Annotated in this window: 22 protein-coding genes; 12 read left to right on the top strand and 10 right to left on the bottom strand. The window is 60.1% G+C overall.

The window, feature by feature from the left end; all coding sequences use genetic code 11:
• Positions 1-77: 77 nt before the first annotated feature.
• Both KVG85_RS13590 and KVG85_RS13585 read right to left on the bottom strand, forming a co-directional pair.
• Positions 78-449 (bottom strand): YajD family HNH nuclease, encoded by a 372-nt coding sequence (locus tag KVG85_RS13590; protein WP_003222612.1) that lies wholly within the window; start codon positions 447-449, stop codon positions 78-80.
• Between the two features lie 49 nt (positions 450-498).
• On the bottom strand, positions 499-1185 hold the full coding sequence (locus tag KVG85_RS13585) for a spermidine synthase (protein ID WP_071174691.1): 687 nt from the start codon (positions 1183-1185) through the stop codon (positions 499-501).
• 80 nt (positions 1186-1265) lie between these two features.
• Between KVG85_RS13585 and KVG85_RS13580 the strand changes: the two genes are divergently transcribed.
• Entirely contained in the window at positions 1266-1550 is a 285-nt protein-coding gene (locus KVG85_RS13580; RefSeq protein ID WP_016771228.1) for a hypothetical protein, read from the top strand.
• Here the strand turns inward: KVG85_RS13580 and KVG85_RS13575 are convergent.
• Positions 1547-2020, bottom strand: coding sequence for a cyclic nucleotide-binding domain-containing protein (locus KVG85_RS13575; RefSeq protein ID WP_217864125.1), 474 nt, complete (start codon positions 2018-2020; stop codon positions 1547-1549). The genes KVG85_RS13580 and KVG85_RS13575 overlap by 4 nt on opposite strands.
• Positions 2021-2106: 86 nt before the next feature.
• A complete protein-coding gene (locus tag KVG85_RS13570; protein ID WP_217864124.1) occupies positions 2107-4161 on the bottom strand; it encodes a S9 family peptidase in 2055 nt (684 codons plus the stop codon).
• Positions 4162-4397: 236 nt separating this feature from the next.
• On the opposite strand from KVG85_RS13570, the gene KVG85_RS13565 reads away from it, so the two are divergent.
• The 3 genes from KVG85_RS13565 to KVG85_RS13555 are packed head-to-tail and all read left to right on the top strand — an operon-like array spanning position 4398 to position 6242.
• Complete coding sequence (locus tag KVG85_RS13565) at positions 4398-4895, top strand: hypothetical protein (protein WP_016771225.1); 498 nt, start codon at positions 4398-4400, stop codon at positions 4893-4895.
• A 15-nt stretch (positions 4896-4910) separates the two neighbouring features.
• Positions 4911-5687: a class II glutamine amidotransferase gene (locus KVG85_RS13560; protein ID WP_217864123.1), complete on the top strand. Its 777-nt coding sequence runs from the start codon at positions 4911-4913 to the stop codon at positions 5685-5687.
• Between the two features lie 12 nt (positions 5688-5699).
• Positions 5700-6242: a DUF2937 family protein gene (locus KVG85_RS13555; protein ID WP_016771223.1), complete on the top strand. Its 543-nt coding sequence runs from the start codon at positions 5700-5702 to the stop codon at positions 6240-6242.
• 303 nt (positions 6243-6545) lie between these two features.
• Here the strand turns inward: KVG85_RS13555 and KVG85_RS13550 are convergent, their stop codons facing one another.
• Positions 6546-7460, bottom strand: a complete 915-nt coding sequence (locus tag KVG85_RS13550; protein WP_217864122.1) for a LysR family transcriptional regulator — start codon at positions 7458-7460, stop codon at positions 6546-6548.
• A gap of 159 nt (positions 7461-7619) precedes the next feature.
• Here KVG85_RS13550 and KVG85_RS13545 point away from each other — a divergent pair, with 159 nt between their 5' ends.
• The 4 genes from KVG85_RS13545 (at position 7620) to KVG85_RS13530 (ending at position 11342) form a co-directional block, all read left to right on the top strand.
• Positions 7620-8906 (top strand): MFS transporter, encoded by a 1287-nt coding sequence (locus tag KVG85_RS13545; protein ID WP_071174695.1) that lies wholly within the window; start codon positions 7620-7622, stop codon positions 8904-8906.
• A 62-nt stretch (positions 8907-8968) separates the two neighbouring features.
• Positions 8969-9721, top strand: a complete 753-nt coding sequence (locus KVG85_RS13540; RefSeq protein WP_217864121.1) for a 5-oxoprolinase subunit PxpA — start codon at positions 8969-8971, stop codon at positions 9719-9721.
• A complete protein-coding gene (gene pxpB / locus KVG85_RS13535; RefSeq protein WP_217864120.1) occupies positions 9718-10422 on the top strand; it encodes a 5-oxoprolinase subunit PxpB in 705 nt (234 codons plus the stop codon). Before KVG85_RS13540 ends, pxpB begins: the two co-directional genes overlap by 4 nt.
• Positions 10419-11342: a 5-oxoprolinase subunit C family protein gene (locus KVG85_RS13530; RefSeq protein ID WP_217864119.1), complete on the top strand. Its 924-nt coding sequence runs from the start codon at positions 10419-10421 to the stop codon at positions 11340-11342. Before pxpB ends, KVG85_RS13530 begins: the two co-directional genes overlap by 4 nt.
• Before the next feature lie 88 nt (positions 11343-11430).
• On the opposite strand, the gene KVG85_RS13525 is transcribed toward KVG85_RS13530, so the two are convergent.
• The gene (locus tag KVG85_RS13525; RefSeq protein WP_016771218.1) at positions 11431-12609 is read right to left on the bottom strand and encodes a vWA domain-containing protein; all 1179 of its coding nucleotides are present in this window, start codon (positions 12607-12609) and stop codon (positions 11431-11433) included.
• Between the two features lie 12 nt (positions 12610-12621).
• Positions 12622-13467: an AAA family ATPase gene (locus KVG85_RS13520; protein ID WP_007911294.1), complete on the bottom strand. Its 846-nt coding sequence runs from the start codon at positions 13465-13467 to the stop codon at positions 12622-12624.
• Positions 13468-13692: 225 nt separating this feature from the next.
• Between KVG85_RS13520 and KVG85_RS13515 the strand changes: the two genes are divergently transcribed.
• Entirely contained in the window at positions 13693-14190 is a 498-nt protein-coding gene (locus tag KVG85_RS13515) for a helix-turn-helix domain-containing protein (protein WP_217864118.1), read from the top strand.
• On the opposite strand, the gene KVG85_RS13510 is transcribed toward KVG85_RS13515, so the two are convergent.
• A complete protein-coding gene (locus KVG85_RS13510; protein WP_056783605.1) occupies positions 14187-15263 on the bottom strand; it encodes a DUF748 domain-containing protein in 1077 nt (358 codons plus the stop codon). The two genes, KVG85_RS13515 and KVG85_RS13510, sit on opposite strands and share 4 nt — an antisense overlap.
• 141 nt (positions 15264-15404) lie before the next feature.
• Between KVG85_RS13510 and cysK the strand changes: the two genes are divergently transcribed.
• Both cysK and KVG85_RS13500 read left to right on the top strand, forming a co-directional pair.
• Entirely contained in the window at positions 15405-16379 is a 975-nt protein-coding gene (cysK, locus tag KVG85_RS13505) for a cysteine synthase A (protein ID WP_217864117.1), read from the top strand.
• Positions 16380-16563: 184 nt separating this feature from the next.
• On the top strand, positions 16564-17502 hold the full coding sequence (locus tag KVG85_RS13500; RefSeq protein WP_041478836.1) for an aspartyl/asparaginyl beta-hydroxylase domain-containing protein: 939 nt from the start codon (positions 16564-16566) through the stop codon (positions 17500-17502).
• Positions 17503-17557: 55 nt separating this feature from the next.
• Here KVG85_RS13500 and KVG85_RS13495 read toward each other — a convergent pair whose 3' ends face one another.
• Positions 17558-17719: a hypothetical protein gene (locus KVG85_RS13495; protein ID WP_166554579.1), complete on the bottom strand. Its 162-nt coding sequence runs from the start codon at positions 17717-17719 to the stop codon at positions 17558-17560.
• A 521-nt stretch (positions 17720-18240) separates the two neighbouring features.
• Between KVG85_RS13495 and KVG85_RS13490 the strand changes: the two genes are divergently transcribed.
• Positions 18241-19104 (top strand): DMT family transporter, encoded by an 864-nt coding sequence (locus KVG85_RS13490; RefSeq protein WP_217864116.1) that lies wholly within the window; start codon positions 18241-18243, stop codon positions 19102-19104.
• 111 nt (positions 19105-19215) lie between these two features.
• Here the strand turns inward: KVG85_RS13490 and KVG85_RS13485 are convergent, their stop codons facing one another.
• The gene (locus KVG85_RS13485) at positions 19216-20124 is read right to left on the bottom strand and encodes a DMT family transporter (protein ID WP_122505875.1); all 909 of its coding nucleotides are present in this window, start codon (positions 20122-20124) and stop codon (positions 19216-19218) included.
• Positions 20125-20137 lie beyond the last annotated feature (13 nt).

The following is a 20137-nucleotide window of genomic DNA, read 5'->3' as shown; positions in this document are numbered from 1 at the left end:
CGCTCCCACAGGGGAACGCATTCCAATTGTGGGAGCGAGCCTGCTCGCGAAAGGGCCAGCTCAGGCGATGAAGATCTTCAGTCTTCTTTTTTCATCAGGCCAGCCAGGGCCGCAAACGGGTTATGCGTGGCCTTGGCGATCTTCGGTGTGCTCAGCGAGCCGTCGCCGAAATACTGCTGATCGGTGTAACGCGAGTGTTCGTTGTCGTGGCAATACAGGCACAACAGCTCCCAGTTCGAGCCGTCCTGCGGGTTGTTGTCGTGGTTGTGGTCGCGGTGATGCACGGTCAGTTCGCTCAGGCGCTTGCCGGAAAATTCACGGGCGCAGCGGCCGCAGACGTGCGGGTACATCTTCAGGGCCTTGTCGCGGTAGCCCATTTCCTTGTCGCGCTGGTTGTCGGCGAGGATGCGGTCCAGCTTCGACGTGTTGGTGGGGGTGGACGAACTCATGGGTTCACCTTTGCAGAAAGACTGATGACGGTTATGCGCAGAGTTTAGCTCAGCCCTTGAGCTTCTCGGCAATCCAGATCGTGTGACGGGTGCCCTTGTTGCCGTGGGCGAAGACCTGGACTTCTTCGGCCTTGAAGCCGGCCTTCTTCAATTTGTCGGAAAACTGCCGGTCGGCGCTGGCCGACCACACCGCGAGCACGCCTTTGGGGCGCAGGGCCTTGGCGCAGGCATTCAGACCAGCGGCGGAATACAGCCAGCTGTTGGCCTTCTGGGTCAGGCCTTCGGGACCGTTGTCGACGTCGAGCATGATCGCGTCGAAACCGTTCGGCTCGCTTTGCAGCACATTGGCCACATCTTCCTGACGGATCACCGTGCGCGGGTCGAGCAATGGTCGACCGGATTTCTCCCCGAGCGGGCCGCGATTCCACTCGACCACGCCGGGCACCAGCTCAGCCACTACCACTTCGGCGGACTTGCCCAGGTGCTTGAGTGCCGAGGCGAGGGTGAAACCCATGCCCAGGCCGCCGATCAACACCCGCGAATTCGGCCGGCCGGCGACCTTGCGGCAGGGAATCTCGGCCAGCGCATCTTCAGAACCGTGCATGCGCGTGTTCATCAACTGCCCGCCGTCGCCGCCTTGGATCTTGATGACGAAGTCCTCGCCATACTCGAACAGGCACAGGGCACCGCCGTTTTCAGGGATCGGGGTGGTGTCGAGCAGAACGAAACGTTTCATGGAAATCTCTACAAGGGGGAAGGCAAGCAGGCGCGTTGGGAGTAGCCTGAGCACAGACTAGAGGCCAAACGGAGCCCTTGATGAAGCGCACCATTCTAACGGTCATTACCCTGGCCGCGCTCGCGATTACTGCAGTGCAGGCCCAGCAGAGCGTTCCGGTCAGCCCGACGCCGCAGCCCGGCTCGCCGGGCACCGCGACGCCGACACCGTATCCGCAGATCACCCCGATCACCCTGCCCAAGTCGGGCGCCGGCAGCGGCAGCCCGCCGCTGGTGCCGATCGAAATGCCCAGCCCGCCGAGCAAGGATCAACCGGTGCCGGGCATCGAGCCGAACGGCAACAAGGTCAAGTCCCCCGGCGGTTAAATCTGTTGCGCGGCGAGTTGGCCGTCGGCCATGCGCAGGCGTTTGGACAGCGAGACGGCGAGGGCGCGGATGATTTTTGCGGCGATTTTCGGTGCGTCGTTGAGCATTTTTTCCAGCGAATCCTTGCCCAGATTGAGCAACTGACAGTTGCTCGCCGCGATGCAGGTAGCCGAGCGGCGCTCGCCATCGAGCACGGCCATTTCACCGAAGGCGCGACCGCTGCGCAGCGTGGCCATGGTGATCACCTGGCCGTCGGCGCCGGTTTTCTGCACAGCGACTTGGCCGGTGTGGATGATGCACATGAAACTGCCGGCATCGCCCTCGCGAAAAATCGCCTCGCCCTCAGCCACGGTGCTGATGCTGAAGTAACCGGAAGCGGCCGCAAAGTCGGCCAGCTGCAATTGATCGAACAGGCCACAGTCCATCAGCCAGTCGCGGATTTCGTTGTTCAGAAAGGTCGGTTCGGACATGTCGATGCGGTCTTTTTGTTTTCACATTTTTGGAACAATGGAGGCTTTGGGTCTGCTGTTAAGACCCAAGCCACCCACAGAGTTCCTCAGGCAATCTGCAAAACCTTGAACACAAATGCATATTCGAGCGCTACGTCACGTAATCCCTGATAGCGCCCGCTCATGCCGCCATGTCCGGCGCCCAGTTCGGTCTTGAGCAGCAGCACGTTGTCATCGGTCTTGGTTGCGCGCAATTTCGCCACCCACTTGGCCGCCTCCCAATACTGCACGCGGCTGTCGTTGTAGCCGGCGATCACCAGCAGTGGCGGATAAGCCTGCGCGGTGACGTTTTCGTACGGTGCGTAAGCCTTGATCCGATCATAGACGTCCGGTTCTTGCGGGTTGCCCCATTCGTCGTATTCGGTGACGGTCAGCGGCAGATCGGGGTCGAGCATGGTGTTGAGCACGTCGACGAACGGCACTTCGGCAATCGCCACGCCGAACAGGTCCGGGCGCTGGTTGAGCACCGCGCCGATCAGCAGGCCACCGGCGCTGCCGCCGCTGATCGCGAGTTTCTCCGCCGTGGTGATGCCGTTGAGGATCAGAAACTCGGCGCAGGCGATGAAGTCGCTGAAGGTGTTGTGTTTGTGTTCCTGCTTGCCGGCGCGATACCAGGCTTCGCCCAATTCACCACCACCGCGTACGTGAGCGATGGCGAACGCCATGCCGCGATCCAGCAGGCTCAGGCGTGCATGGGAAAACCACGGATCGAGGCTGGAACCGTAAGCGCCGTAACCATACAGGTACAGCGGCACCGGTTTACCGACCATCTCGCGCTTCATCACCAGACTGATCGGCACCTGCGTGCCGTCCGGGGCGGTGGCCCATAGACGTTGGCTGACATAGGCGTCGGCATCAAATTGACCGAGTACCGGGGTTTCCTTGAGCACCGTTTGTTCGCCGCTGGCGAGGATCAACTGGCGCACCTGGGCCGGGCGATTCAACGCTTCGTAGCGCAGGCGAATGCGATCGCTCTCGAACTCCAGGCTGTTTTGCACATGCAGGCTGTAGGCCGCATCGGGCAACTGCACGCGATAAGACGCCAAGCCCTGCGGGTGAACCTCGATGATCGGCAGACCACCTTCGCGCAAGCTCAAGGTCATCGCCTCTGCGTTGAGGCTGACACCGTCGAGCATCACTTCTTCGTTGTGCGGGATCAGGTTCTGCCAGTCGGCCTCGCTTGGCGGCACGCCAGTGTCCGGGGCCTGATACAGGGCGAAGTTGATGCCGTCGCGGTTGGTACGGATAAACCAGGTCCAGACGCCATCGAGCAAGCCGTGGTCGACGTCGTATTCGTGATCTTCGACCCGTGGCGCCAGGCAGCTGAATGGCAGATGCGGCTGATTGGCGTCCAGCGCCCAGACTTCACTGGTGGTTTTGCTGCCCAGCGACAGCAGCAATTGCTGCTCGGAGCTGGCGCGGTAGCAATGCAGGAAGAAACGCCCGTCCGGCTCGTGAAAAACCTCTTCGGCGGCAGTGCCGTCGAGGCGATAGCGCAACAGTTTATGCGGGCGATGGGTATCGTCGAGCACACCGAAGAACAGAGTCAGGCTGTCGTTGGCCCAAGTCATGCTGCCGTCGCAATCCTCGAATTCCAGTTCGCTGACCCTGTCGTTGGACAGCTCTTTGACGAACAGCGTGTAGATCTCATCGCCCGAGGCATCGACGCTGTAAGCCAGGCGCTGGTGATCGGGGCTGATGCTGAAAGCACCGAGCGAGAAGAAACCGCCGTTGGCCAGCGCATTCGGGTCGAGCAGCAATTGTTCGCGGCTTTCATCGAGGGTCAGGCTGTCATCGGCAGGACGCGGGCAGCGATAGTGTCGGGCGTATTCGTCACCGGCGGTGGTGCGCGTGTAATACAGATACGGGCCCCAAGGCGAGGGCAGTGACAGATCAGTCTCGAGAATCCGCCCCTTGATCTCATTGAACAGGCTTTCACGCAGCTCGGCCTGATCGGCGGTTTGCGCTTCCTGATAAGCGTTTTCAGCCTTGAGGTAGTCGAGCACCGCGTCGGTGTCGCGCTCCTGCAGCCAGGCATACGGGTCGGCGCCGGGCGCCCGCTGGGCAATCGGGGCAGTCATGGCATTGGCGGATTCGGGCATGGGAGGCTCTCGGACAATATTCGGAATTGGGTTGTTCGCAGGTCTTGAAAGCGCCGCAGCCCTTGTGGGAGCGAGCCTGCTCGCGAAAGCGGTGTGTCAGGCATAGCTGCTGCAACTGACAGTCCGTATTCGCGAGCAGGCTCGCTCCCACAGGGGCGGCTGCTGGCCGTCTGGTATTGGGACAAGCCGCATGGGCGAAAAGTCGTTACTATAAGCGCCTCTTTGCCTGCCTTGCCATGGACACCATGACCGAGAACGACTATCTGATCGCCTGGGGCCTTTACGCCTTTGCCGCCGTGGGCTGCCTGCTGGTATGGATGCGCCTGACCACCTGGATGTGGCGCTGGCTGCGCGAGCCGCTGCGTGTGCTGATGGCGGTGTTGCTGTTCAGCCCGACCATCGTCGATCCGGTGAAAGCCAAAGTAGCACCGGCCATCGCCATCACCGCCCTGGACATGCTGTTCAAGGTCGGCAACAACGCCTGGCGCGCGGTTTCCGATCTTTTCATGTACGGCATGATCGCCTTCGGGGTGTATCTGGTTTTCGTCTTGATCCGCCTGCCGATCGAGCGTGCCTCGACAGCCCGGCGTGAACGCGCCGAGGCCGCCAAGGCCGCGGCCCGTGCCGAGGAGCGCGACGATGATCAACCGTTCGGCGGCGCCGGTGACGACCGCTACGGCCGCCCGCCAGTGCCGAACAATCCGCAGCGCATGCGGGTCGAGCCGCGTCTGTAACCCGAGAGTCCGCACATGTGTGAATTACTGGGCATGAGTGCCAACGTGCCGACCGACATCGTGTTCAGCTTCACCGGCCTGATGCAGCGCGGCGGCCGCACCGGCCCGCACCGCGACGGCTGGGGCATTGCCTTCTACGAAGGGCGCGGCTTGCGTCTGTTTCAGGACCCGGCAGCGAGCAGCGAGTCGGAAGTGGCCAATCTGGTGCAGCGCTATCCGATCAAGAGCGAAGTGGTCATCGGCCATATTCGCCAGGCCAACGTCGGCAAGGTCTGCCTGTCCAACACCCACCCGTTCGTCCGCGAACTGTGGGGGCGCAATTGGTGTTTCGCGCACAACGGCCAGCTCGCTGACTTCACTGCGATCAAGAGTTTCTACCGCCCGGTGGGCGATACCGACAGCGAAGCGGCATTCTGTGATCTGCTCAATCGCGTGCGTGCAGCGTTCCCCGAACCGGTTGATATCGAAGTGCTGCTGCCGGATCTGGTCACCGCTTGCGCTGAATATCGCAGCAAAGGTGTGTTCAATTGCCTGCTCAGCGACGGCGACTGGCTGTTCTGTTACTGCTCGACCAAACTGGCCCAGATTACCCGGCGCGCCCCGTTCGGCCCGGCGCGGCTCAAGGATGTCGATGTGATTGTCGACTTCCAGGCCGAAACCACGCCCAACGACGTGGTCACCGTAATCGCTACCGAGCCTTTGACCGAAAATGAAACCTGGACCCGCTACGAACCGGGCCAATGGAGCCTGTGGCGACGCGGCGAATGCGTCAGCCAGGGCAAGACCGAATAAGGATTTGCACCCATGTTGCTCAGTTATCTACGGCTGGTGTTGTTTGCGGCGGGCCTGTTGATCGGTGTCCAGGTGCCGGGGTTCATCAACGATTACGCCCAGCGGGTCGAAGCGCACCTGATCGAAGCGCAGACCGGCCTGCGTGGGTTTCAGGGCACGGCCGATCAGTTTTTCAAAGGCGACATGCAGGCGCTGGTCGCGCATTACCGGGCCAGCGAAGACCCGATTTTCCGCAGCGATGCCGATAGCCTGAACACCTTGCTCACTCGTCAGGTGGCGCTGGACAAGCAATTCCAGGCGATGCAAGGCCCGTGGTATGTGCGTTTCCTGCAAGTCGTCCTGGCCGCCGATCCGGATATTCGCAAGGAAACCTGGAACGGCTACAGTTACCAGATCCTGCTGACGCCAGAGGCGATGATCTGGGGCATGAGCGGCGCGTTGCTGCTGTCGTTCGGCATCGAATGCCTGTTCCGCCTGATCGACTGGGTCGTCCTCGGCGGCCGCCGCCTGCGCCAGAGCCGACCGATCGAAGATCGCGACGTGCGCGGTTTGTAAAACCTGCTCAATCCCCTCTGGCAACAGAGGCTTTATGGCATGGGGGATTCTGTGGCGAGTCGGCTCTGTGGTGGGTGGGCTATGGGGGGGAGTGGGTTCTGTGGCGAATGAGTTCTGTGGTGAGTGGGTTCTATGGTGAGTGGGTTCTATGGTGAATGAGTTCTGTGGCGAGGGGATTTATCCCCGTTGGGCTGCGCAGCAGTCCCAAAACCTGCAAATGCGGTACCTCTGAGAGACCGCGTTGGCCGCAATCACGACTGCTGCGCAGCCGAGCGGGGATAAATCCCCTCGCCACAGATGTGATCAGCCAATGAGGGCGATGTAATCTTTGCCGACCTGGCGCGCATACCCCGCAAGCACCTGCTGACACAACGTCACAATCTCCTCGACCCACTCAACCCCGACCCGCCACGACACCACCACCGGCAGATTCGCCGGCCGCTGCTCGATGTCGAGCAAGATCAATTCGCCACGCGCCAGTTCCTCGGCCACCAGCACCGGCGGCAGCGCGCCGATACCGAAGCCATCGCGCAATAACCGGGTGATCGCTGACACCGAATTCACGCAATTCAAACGTGGCGCCATGACGCTGTTGGCTTGCATCAGGGCGACGATATCCTGATGCGGTCGTGAGTTTTTCGAGTAGGTGATGATCCGCTCCTGCGCCAGTTCGGCGAGGTCGGCGTAGTCGCGGTTGTAGATCGAATTGCTTGCGACGATCCAGCCCAGCGGATGGCTGGCCAACTCCAGGCTGCGCACGCTTTCGTGGCGGATCAGATCGGTTTGCAACACCAGATCGAGAAAACCTTTTTGCAACTGATCGCAGAGGTTCAGCGCGGTATCTGCGACCAACTCGATCTCCACCCGTGGGTACAGATCGGTCATCTGCGCCACCAGCGGGCTCAGCCAAGTATGAATCACCGTGTCCATCACGCCGATACGCACCCGCCCGACCTTGCTCGAACGGGTTTCGATCGATTGTTTCAGCGCCGCCATGGTGTCGAGCATCTGTTCAGCGTAATCGAGCACCTTCAAGCCTTCCGGGGTCAGGCTGACGCCGCGTGAATCGCGCAGGAACAGCTTCACGCCCAGCTCGCCTTCGAGCACTGCAATGCGGCTGGAAATCGATGCCTGGGTGGTGAACAGCTTGTCAGCGGTCAGGCGAAAACTCTTCAGGCGCGCGACCCAGACAAAGGTCTCGAGAAACTTCAGATTCATGGACAAGGCTCGGCTGACAAATTTTTCTTATGCCTAAGGCGGGTTTTTATTCGTTGGACGGCGCAGGGCAGGGCGACGAAAAATCGGCGCATCCGGTTCCCACGATAGGCGTCGTCGGAGCTTCGAACAAGACCAATAAAAGCCCTGCGGAGATTTGCCATGAGTGCTCCCGACACCCTCCCGTTATCCAAGCCTGTGACGCGCCCCGGGCCGTTCGACTGGTATCGCAACATCAACCAGCAGGAGCGCCGCACGTTCTGGAGCTGCAAGATCGGCTACGGTCTGGACGGCATGGACACGCAGATGCTCAGCTTCGTCGTGCCGACGCTGATCGCGATGTGGGGTATCACCACTGGCGAAGCGGGGCTGATTCACACCAGCACCCTGATCGCCTCGGCCATCGGCGGTTGGGTCGCCGGGATTCTCTCCGACCGCATCGGCCGCGTGCGCACCCTGCAACTGACGGTGCTGTGGTTCGCCTTCTTCACCTTCCTCTGCGGCTTCGCGCAAAACTACGAACAATTGCTGATCGCCCGCACCTTGATGGGCTTCGGTTTCGGCGGTGAATGGACCGCCGGCGCGGTGTTGATCGGTGAAGTGATCCGCGCCAAGGATCGCGGCAAAGCGGTGGGCATGGTGCAATCCGGCTGGGCGCTGGGCTGGGGCCTGACCGCGATTCTGTACGCGCTGCTGTTTTCGGTGTTGCCAGCGGAAGATGCCTGGCGCGCGCTGTTCATCCTCGGCATCGTGCCGGCGATATTCGTGATTTTCGTCCGTCGCCTGGTGAAGGATCCTGAGATTTATCGCGAAGCCAAAGCTGCGCAAACCCCGGAAAACCCGGCGAAGTTCTACGAGATCTTCGCCCCTGGCATGCTCTTCACCACGTTTCGCGCTTCCTTGCTGACCACCGGTGCGTTGGGCGGTTACTACGCGATTACCTCGTGGCTGCCGACTTTCCTCAAGAACGAACGTGGCTTGAGCGTGCTCGGCACCGGCGGTTATCTGGCGATGGTGATCGTCGGTTCCTACGTCGGCTATGTGATCAGCGCGTATCTGACCGACCTGCTCGGGCGGAAAAAGAATTTCATCTTGTTCGCGGTCGGCTCGTTCACCATCGTTCTGCTCTACACGCAGATGCCGGTCAGCAATGGCGTGATGCTCTGGCTGGGCTTTCCGCTGGGCTTCTTCGCCTCGGGGATTTTCAGCGGCATGGGCGCGTTTCTGACTGAATTGTTTCCTACGCGGATTCGCGGCTCGGGCCAGGGTTTCTGCTACAACATCGGCCGCGCACTGGCGGCGTTGTTCCCGCTGTTGATCGGCCTGCTCAGCCAGAAAGTGCCATTGAGCATGGGCATCGGCGCCTTCGCGGCGGTGTCATATGGCGTGGTGATTCTGGCGGCGCTGAGCCTGCCGGAAACCCGTGGCAAGCAACTCGACGCGCAGTAACTGATACCCTGCGCAGAAGTCTCCTACAGATAAAAAGACCAGCAGCTACAGGAGTGTTCACCGTGAGCCGCCTGCTATTGAATTGCGACATTGGCGAGAGCTTCGGCAGCTGGACCATGGGTCTGGACGCCGAGGTCATGCCCTTCATCGATTGCGCCAATGTTGCCTGTGGTTTCCATGCCGGCGACCCGAGCACCATGCGCAAAACCGTGGCGCTGGCGCTCGAACACGGCGTGCAGATTGGCGCGCACCCGGCCTATCAGGATCTGGTCGGATTCGGCCGGCGCTCCATGGCGTATTCCGCGCAAGAGCTGCAGGACATCCTGCATTACCAGATCGGCGCCCTGGACGGCATCTGCAAGGCGCAGGGCGGACGTGTGAGTTACGTCAAACCCCACGGCGCGATGTACAACGACATGATGGCCAACCCGGCGCAGTTGCGCGCGGTGGTGCAGGCCGTGGCCGCGTATGACCGCAGCTTGCCGCTGATGTTGATGGCGACCCGGGACAACGCTGCGGCGCAGCAAATTGGCGATGAATACGGCGTAACGCTGTGGTTTGAAGCGTTCGCCGACCGTGCCTACGACAGCACCGGCCGGCTGGTCTCCCGGCAATTGCCCGGTGCCGTGCATCACGATCCCGAAAAAATCATCGAGCAAGCGTTGACCATCGCCCGTGGCGGCGAACTCAGCGCCAGCGATGGTAGCGCCTTGATCCTGCGCGCCAACACCTTGTGCGTCCACGGCGACAACGCCAGTTCCGTGGCCGCCGTGCGGCGTATTCGTCAGGCCTTGCAGCAGTCGAGTGCGTCATGAATCCACGGGTTGAAGTGGTGGCGCTCGATTGCCTGATGCTGCGTCTGTTCGATGAAATCGCCGAAGCCAACATGCCGTGGATGCTCGCCGCCAGCGAGCGCTTGCGCACGGCGTTTGGTGCACAACTGATCGATCTGGTGCCGTCCTATACGACGTTGATGGTGCATTACGACCTGACGCTGTTGAGTCCGGCGCAGGCGCGCGAATTGATCGCCGCAGCGCTGGTCGATCTGGCGCCGAATGCGCGAAGCGCTGGGCAGTGTCACGTCTTGCCGGTCTGGTACGACTTGAGCGTCGGCCCGGAACTGAGCCTGTTGGCCGAACGCAGCGGGCTGGCGGTGGAGGAGGTGATTCGTCGCCACAGTGCGCGGGAGTATCAGGTGTTCGCCCTTGGCTTTGCGCCGGGTTTTGCCTTCATGGGCCTGGTCGAAGAAATGCTCGCCGCGCCACGCTTGAGCACACCGCGCAAGAAAGTCGCCGCCGGCAGCGTCGGTATCGCCGAGCGGCAGACCGCTGCCTATCCGGTGGTCTCGCCCGGTGGCTGGAACCTGATCGGCCGCACCCCGGCGCAACTGTTTGATCGCCATCGCGACGGCTACAGCCTGATGCAACCGGGCGACACCGTGCGCTTCGAAGCCGTCGATCACGCCGAATTCATACGCTTGGGCGGCGATGACACCCCACTGGAGGCGCTGGCATGAGTCGATTGATGATCGAGGCCAGCACGCCGCTGTGCCTGTTGCAGGACGCCGGGCGGTTTGGCGTGCGACATCTGGGCGTGACCCAGGGCGGCGCGGCGGACTGGTGCTCCATGAGCTGGGCCAACTGGCTGTTGGGCAATGCGCTGGATGCAGCAGTGGTTGAAATCACCCTCGGCGGCTTTGCCGTGGTGGCTGAAGAGGATTGCCTGCTGGCGCTGGCCGGCGCGGATCTTGACGCGCAGATCGATGGACAGCCGCTGGCGCCGTGGCGCAGTTTCCGGTTGGCGAAAGGGCAGACATTGCGCTTCACCCAGCCGTTGCTCGGCGCCCGGGCTTATTTGGCCGCACCCGGTGGTTTCACTGCGCCGAAGGTATTGGGCAGCAGTGCCACGGTGCTGCGCGAAGAATTGGGCGGACTTGATGGCATGGGCCTTCCGCTCGCCAAAGGGGCGGCGCTCGGTTACAGCGGCGAAGCGTTGGCAGTACGGGAAATGCCTTCGGCGCTGCGGCCGGATTTCAAAACGCATGCGCCTTTGGACTTGGTGCTCGGAGCTCAGATCGGCCAGTTCAGCGGGCAGAGCCTGTTCGATGTGTTCAACAGCACCTGGACCATCGACAGTCGCGCCGACCGCATGGGCATCCGCCTGCTCGGCGCGCCGCTGCAATATCAGGGCGCGCCGATGATTTCAGAGGGCATTCCGTTGGGCGCTGTGCAGGTACCGCCGGACGGACAGCCGATTGTGTTGCTCAATGATCGGCAGACCATTGGCGGCTACCCGCGCCTGGGCGCGTTGACGCCGCTGTCGTTGGCGCGATTGGCGCAATGCCTGCCGGGAGCGAAGGTGAAATTGAGGCCGGTAGTGCAGGACGTCGCGCACCGCGAGCATGTCGAGTATTTGCAGCGCTTTAAAGGTCGCTAAAAGCTTCGCGAGCAGGCTCGCTCCCACAGATAAAAGCATTCCAATGTGGGAGCGAGCCTGCTCGCGAAGGCGTTCGTCGGGTTAACGATTATTTGGAAAGAAACCGCATCCCTTCCTCAAGCCCGCGCAGCGTCAGCGGATACATCTGATCCTCGATCAGATCGCGGACGATGTTGGTCGACGAGGTATAGCCCCACGTGTCCTTCGGATACGGGTTGATCCAGATGAGCTTCTTGTATTTCTCCATGAAGCGCTGCATCCACACGTAACCCGGCTCTTCGTTCCAGTGCTCGACGCTGCCGCCAGCCTGGGTGATTTCGTAGGGCGCCATGGCGGCGTCACCGATGAAAATCACTTTGTAGTCGGCGCCGTACTTGTGCAGCAGATCCTGGGTCGAAGTGCGTTCGGAAGTGCGGCGCATGTTGTTCTTCCACACTGATTCATAAATGAAGTTGTGGAAGTAGAAGTACTCCAGGTGCTTGAACTCGGTCTTGCAGGCCGAGAACAATTCCTCACAGATCTTCACGTGCGCGTCCATCGAGCCGCCGATGTCGAACAACAGCAGCAGCTTCACCGTGTTGCGCCGTTCCGGGCGCATCTGGATATTCAGCAGGCCGGCGTCCTTGGCGGTGTGGTCGATGGTGCCGTCAATGTCGAGTTCTTCTGCGGCACCTTGGCGGGCGAACTTGCGCAAACGACGCAGAGCGACCTTGATATTGCGCGTGCCCAATTCCACCGAATCGTCGAGGTTCTTGTACTCGCGCTGATCCCAGACCTTTACCGCTTTGCCCTGACGCTTGCCGGCGTCGCCAACCCGGATGCCTTCAGGGTTGAAACCGCCGGAGCCGAACGGGCTGGTGCCGCCGGTGCCAATCCACTTGTTGCCGCCGGCGTGGCGTTCTTTCTGTTCTTCCAGACGCTTCTTGAATTCCTCAATGAGTTTGTCCAGCCCGCCAAGGGACTGGATCTGCGCGCGTTCTTCGTCGCTCAGCGAGCGCTCGAATTCCTTACGCAGCCAGTCTTCGGGAATCAGCGCCTGCAAGTGATCGTCGAGTTTCTCCAGGCCATTGAAATAGGCGCCGAACGCGCGGTCGAACTTGTCGAAATGGCGCTCGTCCTTCACCAGAATCGCCCGCGACAAGTAATAAAACTCGTCCATGTCGGCGAAGGTCACGCGCTGTTTCAGCGCGTTGATCAGGTCGAGCAACTCGCGCACCGACACCGGTACCTTGGCTGCACGCATTTCGTTGAACAGGTTGAGCAACATGGCAGCAGCCTCTTAGCGGGTGCCGCGCCGGCTCATGAACGCCAGGCGCTCAAGCAGTTGCACGTCCTGTTCATTCTTCACCAGCGCGCCTGCCAGTGGCGGAATGGCTTTGGTCGGATCGCGCTCGCGCAGCACCGCTTCGCCGATGTTGTCGGCCATCAACAGCTTCAGCCAGTCGACCAGCTCAGACGTCGAAGGCTTTTTCTTCAGGCCCGGTACCTTGCGCACGTCGAAGAACACGTCGAGCGCTTCGCTGACCAGATCCTTCTTGATGTCCGGGTAATGAACGTCGACTATTTTCTGCAGGGTAGTGCGGTCAGGGAAGGCGATGTAGTGGAAGAAGCAGCGGCGCAGGAAGGCATCCGGCAGCTCTTTCTCGTTGTTGGAAGTAATGATGATGATCGGGCGCTTCTTGGCCTTGATGGTCTCGTCGATTTCGTAAACGTAGAACTCCATCTTGTCGAGTTCTTGCAACAGGTCGTTGGGGAACTCGATGTCGGCCTTGTCGATTTCGTCGATCAGCAGAATCACCCGCTCCTCGGACTCGAAGGCTTCCCAAAGCTTGCCTTTCTTCAGGTAATTGCGCACGTCGTGGACTTTTTCATTGCCCAGCTGCGAGTCGCGCAAACGGCTGACCGCGTCGTACTCGTACAGACCCTGATGGGCCTTGGTGGTGGATTTGATGTGCCAGGTGATCAGCTTGGCACCGAACGATTCGGCCAGTTGCTCGGCGAGCATGGTCTTGCCGGTGCCCGGCTCACCCTTGACCAGCAGCGGCCGCTCCAGGGTGATGGCGGCGTTGACCGCCAGCTTCAGGTCATCGGTGGCGACGTAGGCCTGGGTGCCTTCGAACTTCATCTGCAAATCCTCGAACGGTAACGCTGACCTTGCGGGCAGGGCGGGGCGAAATAATCGGATGCTCGACTATAACGCGCACGCCGGTCGACTGTGAACGCAGACGGCTTATTCAGTCTCTGAATGGAGCGTCACATGTTGACTCAGTCTCGGCGGATGGCCAGTATTTCGGTATCGCCGATTTGGCGATAGCCTTTCTTACTCGGTTAGTAAAAAGGCAGAAAATCGATGTTACCCATGAAACGGCCGCGTCTGCGATCTGCGCACGTCCTGTCGGATTTCAGGTTGGCGCTGACATTTATCAATGGTCAGGAACTGACAGTTGATTTGGGGATGGATATTCATACTTATCCAGGTCTGCGGCCACTGCTTGATCGCGAAGTCTTTGCGACTGCCGCAGTCGGGGACGAGGGTTGGATCGTTGAATGGATTGAACCCGACGTTCAGATCGGTGCAGACACCTTGTATATGGATGCGCTAGCGCAGAATGCCCAGGATGAGAACACGCGCATTTTTATCGATTGGCGCGCCCGTACCGGACTTTCTCTCAATGATGCGGCCGAAGCGCTCGGTGTGAGCGCTCGCAGCATCAGCCGTTACAGCAATGGGCGTGAAGCAGTGCCACGTTCTTTGGCGTTGGCCTGTCTGGGCTGGGATTCGCTGCAACAGCGTTCATCGATAGCGGCCGAAGACACAGGTCGATATGTCGTCAAACGCAAAAATTAACCCTCATCCGGCTTCGGCCGTTCATATCGCGCATTGAATGCCTGGATGAAGCCATTGCGCAAAATCTGCAAAAACGCTTCGAAGGCGTTGACGTTCTGCTGGTGAACATTGCCGCTGAGTTCGACGCGGGTGGCGAACTGGTTTTTGTTCTGGTTCTTAAGCACGGTCTCGGTGCCGCCGACCAGTGCTTCCCAGATTGAGCGGAACAGGCCTTTATTCTTGTTTTCGACGTCTTGCTGCCAGTTGAATACGTCGACGTCGCGCAGCAGGGGTTTGATGTAGCCGGTGAGTCGGGCTTTCTCTGCCTTGGCTTCGATAACCACATCGCCGTGGCCGGCGTTGAAGTCGAATTTGCCGTAGGCGGCGGCGAAGTCGTTCATGCGTTTGAGCTCGATGTCACGGGCGCGCAGGCGGAATTCGAAGTCTTCGAAGTTGCTCAGCGGATCGAAGGTGGCGGTGGTTTCCAGCGGAGCGTGGCCGAGCAGCAGCGCCTTGCCCTCGAAACGGGCGTCGCGCTTGCCTTCCTTGTCGACCACGTTGGTCAGGTTGTAGATGCTGGCGTTGACGTTGCTGGCATTCATGTTCACCGGCGGCTTGGAATTGAAGTTGCGAAAAGTGATACGGCCGTCGTTGATCTGCACTTCATCGAGGGTGATCGGCAGCAGCTTGCCCAATTGTTCACGCCAGTCGGTGCCCTGACCGGTCTGTGAGTTCTGTTTGTTGGGGCCGCCGTCGACAAAGTTGATTTCGGGGTTGAGGAATTGCACCTGCGCGACCACGGCATGGTCGTACCACAGCGAATGCCAGCTCACCGACAGGTCGATCAACGGCGCATCGACGAACGGCACCGGTACTTTTCCGTCGACCTTGACGATCTTCAGGCCGTTGATTTTGTAGGCGCCACGCCACAGCGCGAGATCGACATCGGTGATCTGGCCACGGTAATCGCCCATGTCCGCAAGTTTGTCATTGAGGTAGTCGCGTACCAGATAGGGCAGGGCGAAATGCAGGGCGACCAGCAGCACCACGACACCCGCCAGGGTCCAGAGCGGCCAGCTGTAACGACGTTTCATGCCATTGTTCCTTCAAGAGTGTGGCTTGACGATTCAAAGCGATTGACTCCGCGCGTTTGCAGACGTTCGACCCGACTGGACTGTGATCGGCAACGGGCTTACCTTGGAAGGCTGAATTCAACGCTGCATAAGGACCCAGCCATGAGCCGTATTTACGCTGACAACGCCCATTCCATCGGTAATACGCCGCTGGTCCAGATCAACCGCATCGCGCCGCGCGGGGTCACCATCCTGGCCAAGATCGAGGGGCGCAACCCCGGTTACTCGGTCAAATGCCGAATCGGCGCCAACATGATCTGGGACGCCGAAAGCAGCGGCAAACTCAAGCCGGGCATGACCATTGTCGAGCCGACTTCCGGTAATACCGGTATCGGTCTGGCCTTCGTTGCCGCTGCGCGTGGCTATAAATTGATGCTGACCATGCCTGCGTCGATGAGCATCGAGCGCCGCAAGGTCCTCAAAGCCTTGGGCGCGGAACTGGTGTTGACCGAGCCGTCCAAGGGCATGAAGGGCGCCATCGAGAAGGCCGCGGAAATCGTCGCCAGCGATGCCGACAAATATTTCATGCCGGCGCAATTCGATAACCCGGCCAATCCGGCAATTCATGAGAAGACCACCGGCCCGGAAATCTGGAACGACACCGACGGCGCCGTGGATGTGCTGGTGGCAGGCGTCGGCACCGGCGGAACCATTACTGGTGTCTCGCGGTATATCAAGAACACCGCCGGTAAACCGATTCTGTCCGTGGCTGTCGAGCCCGCTTCTTCGCCGGTGATTACGCAGGCGTTGGCCGGTGCCGAAATCAAGCCGAGCCCGCACAAGATTCAGGGCATTGGCGCCGGTTTTGTGCCGAAGAACCTTGATCTGTCGATGGTCGATCGCGTTGAGCAGGTGACCGATGAAGAATCCAAGGCCATGGCTTTGCGCCTGATGCAGGAAGAGGGGATTTTGTGCGGCATCTCCTGCGGTGCTGCCATGGCGGTGGCCGTGCGTCTGGCGGAGAAACCAGAGATGCAGGGTAAAACCATCGTCGTGGTGCTGCCGGATTCGGGCGAGCGTTATCTGTCGAGCATGCTGTTCAGTGACCTCTTCACCGAGCAGGAGAACCAGCAGTAAGCCTGTTGATTCAGGTCAGCCGAAGTTCAGGTGCTGCATGTTAATAAAGGCTTTGTTGCGCAATGCTTAACACTGAATCTTGCGTCAGGCGGGTTTTTCCCGGAGCCGGTAGTGTTTATCATGGCCGGCTGCCATGCCGGGAAAAGGGCATCGTGCAGCGTTGTCTTTATTCAAGGAGTCGTTGATGACCGTTTCGTTTGCCGCCAAGGCGTTTGTGCTGTTGCTGTTTCTGGGCAGCACGCTCTATGTGCATTTGCGCGGCAAGGCGCGTTTGCCGGTATTGCGCCAGTTCGTCAACCACTCCGCGCTGTTCGCTCCGTACAACGCGTTGATGTACCTGTTCTCCGCAGTGCCATCCAGACCGTATCTGGATCGCAGCAAGTTTCCGGAACTGGATGTACTGCGCGACAACTGGGAAACCATTCGCGACGAAGCCATGCACCTGTTCGACGAAGGCTACATTCGCGCTGCCGAGAAGAACAACGATGCCGGTTTCGGTTCGTTTTTCAAGAAAGGCTGGAAGCGTTTCTATCTGAAGTGGTACGACAAACCGTTGCCATCGGCCGAAGCCCTGTGCCCGAAAACCGTGGCGCTGGTCAGCGCCATTCCCAACGTCAAGGGCGCGATGTTTGCGCTGCTGCCGGGCGGCAGTCACCTCAATCCGCACCGTGACCCGTTCGCCGGCTCCCTGCGTTATCACCTCGGCCTGTCGACACCCAACTCCGATGATTGCCGGATCTTCGTCGACGGTCAGGTCTATGCCTGGCGCGACGGCGATGACGTGATGTTCGACGAGACTTACGTGCACTGGGTCAAGAATGAAACCGCTCAGACTCGAGTGATTCTGTTCTGTGACATCGAACGCCCGCTGAGCAACCGCCTGATGACCCGGATCAACCGCTTCATCAGCGGCTGGCTCGGCCGCGCCACCGCGCCGCAGAATCTGGACGACGAACGTGTCGGTGGGATCAACCAGGCCTATGCCTGGAGCAAGAACTTCAGCGACCGTTTCAGCGGTGTGGTCAAGCAGTGGAAGCGCCGGCATCCCAAGGCCTACCGCGTAATGCGCCCGGTGCTGGCGGTGCTGGTGCTGACGTTGCTGGGGTATTGGTTGTTTGGGTGAGGCTGGAACAGACAATAGAAAACCGCTCTTCGGGAGCGGTTTTTTATTGATGGGTTCAAGGACGGCCGGCGAGCAGGTTGGGCTCGGTCACGTCGGTTCCGTTTTCAAGGACCTGCAGAAAACGGCGCTGATTCGCGGATAACTCCAGTCGATCAAGCTTTTCCATCGGCTCGCGCAATTCCTTCTTGCTTGGGGATTTTCTTACGACTTTGCGCATACTCCCTCTCTCCCTCGCTGGTCAATAAATGAACAGAAAACCTGATACCGCAAATACGTCCGTTCCCTTGGCATATGATCTCTTGCATTCCATGTCCCCTGACAATCCGTTGCCGCGCCAATAACCCTAATCACCCGACGCCGCACTGTCGCTACCGGCCCTTCGCCCAAGTCATTGCAATCTGTGTCCCGGGCTGGTTATAGTCAGCCCGCCTGAGCGCCATGCTCACGCCTTCATTTCCTCAATAAAGATCAGCATTCATGCCTGTATCCCTCATCAACGCGGTAGTCGATTCAGCGGTCAACGCTGGCGTCGTGCCGTGCGGGAATCGGCAGCCTGTGCAGATCAGTCATTACCCTCCACCTGTCAGTAGCACGCCGGTGTGCGCAGTCGTATCGCCGCCGGGCGTTGGCGTTCGGGGCTGATCGGCAGCTTCTGCTGACCCCTGCGCCCGCCAGAACAACCTACTGGATTTCAGCTTCGGCTGAGTTGGCTTCTTGCCCGACTACAGGTGGTATTTCATGTTTGTCCTTTCGAAACAATCCGCGCTCGCGGCGACATCCACGAGCCTGTTCGTTCTGCTGTGGAGCAGCGGGGCGATTTTCTCCAAGTGGGGCCTGGCCCATGCTTCGCCCTTTGCCTTTCTGCTGATTCGCTTCGCCATCGCCCTGTGCGGGCTAGTGTTGCTGGCGCCGCTGCTGAGATTGAAGCTGCCCAAGGGTGGCAAGCCGATGCTGTTCGCGATCGCCACGGGACTGGTGTTGCTCGGGGCCTATCAGATCTTTTATCTGCTGGCGCTGGATTGCAAAGTCACGCCGGGGGTAATGGCGACGATCATGGGCGTTCAGCCGATCCTTACCGTGGTCTTGATGGAACGGCAGCGTTCTGCGAGCCGCCTGTTCGGCCTGGCACTTGGCTTGGCCGGGCTGATCATGGTGGTTTATCAGGGAATCGGTCTGGCCGGAATGTCCTGGGCCGGCATGCTGTTCGGTTTGCTGGCGCTGGCGAGCATGACGCTCGGCTCGATCATGCAAAAACGCATCACCGACAATCCGCTCGGCACGCTGCCAGTGCAGTACCTGGCCGGCCTGTTGCTGTGCGCGATTTTCGTACCGTTCCAGCCGTTTCACTTCGAACACAGCGCAGGCTTCATTGTCCCGGTGTTATGGATGGGGCTGGTGGTTTCAGTGCTGGCGACGCTGTTGCTGTATCGACTGATCGCGCGGGGCAATCTGGTGAATGTCACCAGCCTGTTCTATCTGGTGCCGGCGGTGACGGCAGTGATGGATTACCTGATTTTCGGTAATCGTCTGGCGGCGTTGAGCGTGTTGGGAATGCTGTTGATCATTGTCGGGTTGGTATTTGTGTTCCGAAAAAACAGTTAGCAGAAAACAGGCGGTGGTTGATCCATCGCCTTCGCGAGCAGGCTCGCTCCCACATTGGAATGTATTTTTCTGTGGGAGCGAGCCTGCTCGCGAATATCTGCGGCAGAAAACCTAACGGACTGACGCGTTTGCAGGCTTCACCACCGCCGGCTTCAACACCAGCCACAACGCCGCTGCAATCAACACTCCGCCATAAATGTGCGCCATCGACAACGGCTCATCCAGCAACAACGCCCCCCACAACACGCCGAACGGCGGGATCATGAAGGTCACGGTCATCGATTTCACCGGGCCGATCGAGCTGAGCAGGCGGAAATAGATGATGTAGGCAAACGCTGTGCAACCCAGGCCCAGGCCGAGCAGCGACAGCCAGACCTGCCAGCCGCCCCAGCTTACCGGCGGCGCGGTAATGGTGCTGTAGGCGAACAGCGGCAGCAAAAACAACGTCGCCCCAAGCATGCTGCCCAGTGCCGACAAACGGCTGTCCAGCCCACCGGCCTGATCCAGCCAGCGCCGTGCGAGGAATCCGGCAAAGCCGTAACAAGTGGTCGCCAGCAGGCAGGCGACCGCGCCCATCAGCAGTTGCAGATCGAAGGCTACGGGACCGGCGCGCGTCAGCACACCGACGCCGAACAGACCGAGGAACACGCCGCTGAGCTTGGCCGCCGTGAGCTTTTCGCTGAAGAACAAACCGCCAATCAACACGCCCATCAGCGGTGTCGTGGCGTTGAAGATCGCCGAATAGCCGGCCGGCAATACTTGCGCCGCCACCGAATACAGCGTCGCCGGAATCCCCGAGTTGATCACGCCAAGCAGCATCACGGTTTTCAGCTTGCCCTTGAAGTCCCAGCTGATGCGCATCAGCCCGAGGATCACCAGCAGCCCGGCGGCTGCGATCGACACGCGAAAGAACCCGGTCGGGATCGTGCCGATCACCGGGGCAATGATGCGCATGAACAGAAAACTCGCGCCCCAGATAGCGGCCAGCGACAACATACGGAAAATATCGACAGGGCTCACGGCGGGCTCCTTC

This window comes from Pseudomonas triticicola, assembly GCF_019145375.1.
Taxonomy (GTDB): domain Bacteria; phylum Pseudomonadota; class Gammaproteobacteria; order Pseudomonadales; family Pseudomonadaceae; genus Aquipseudomonas; species Aquipseudomonas triticicola.
Note: the sequence above shows the minus strand (reverse complement) of the source record. Positions and strands in the feature narration are given on the sequence as shown.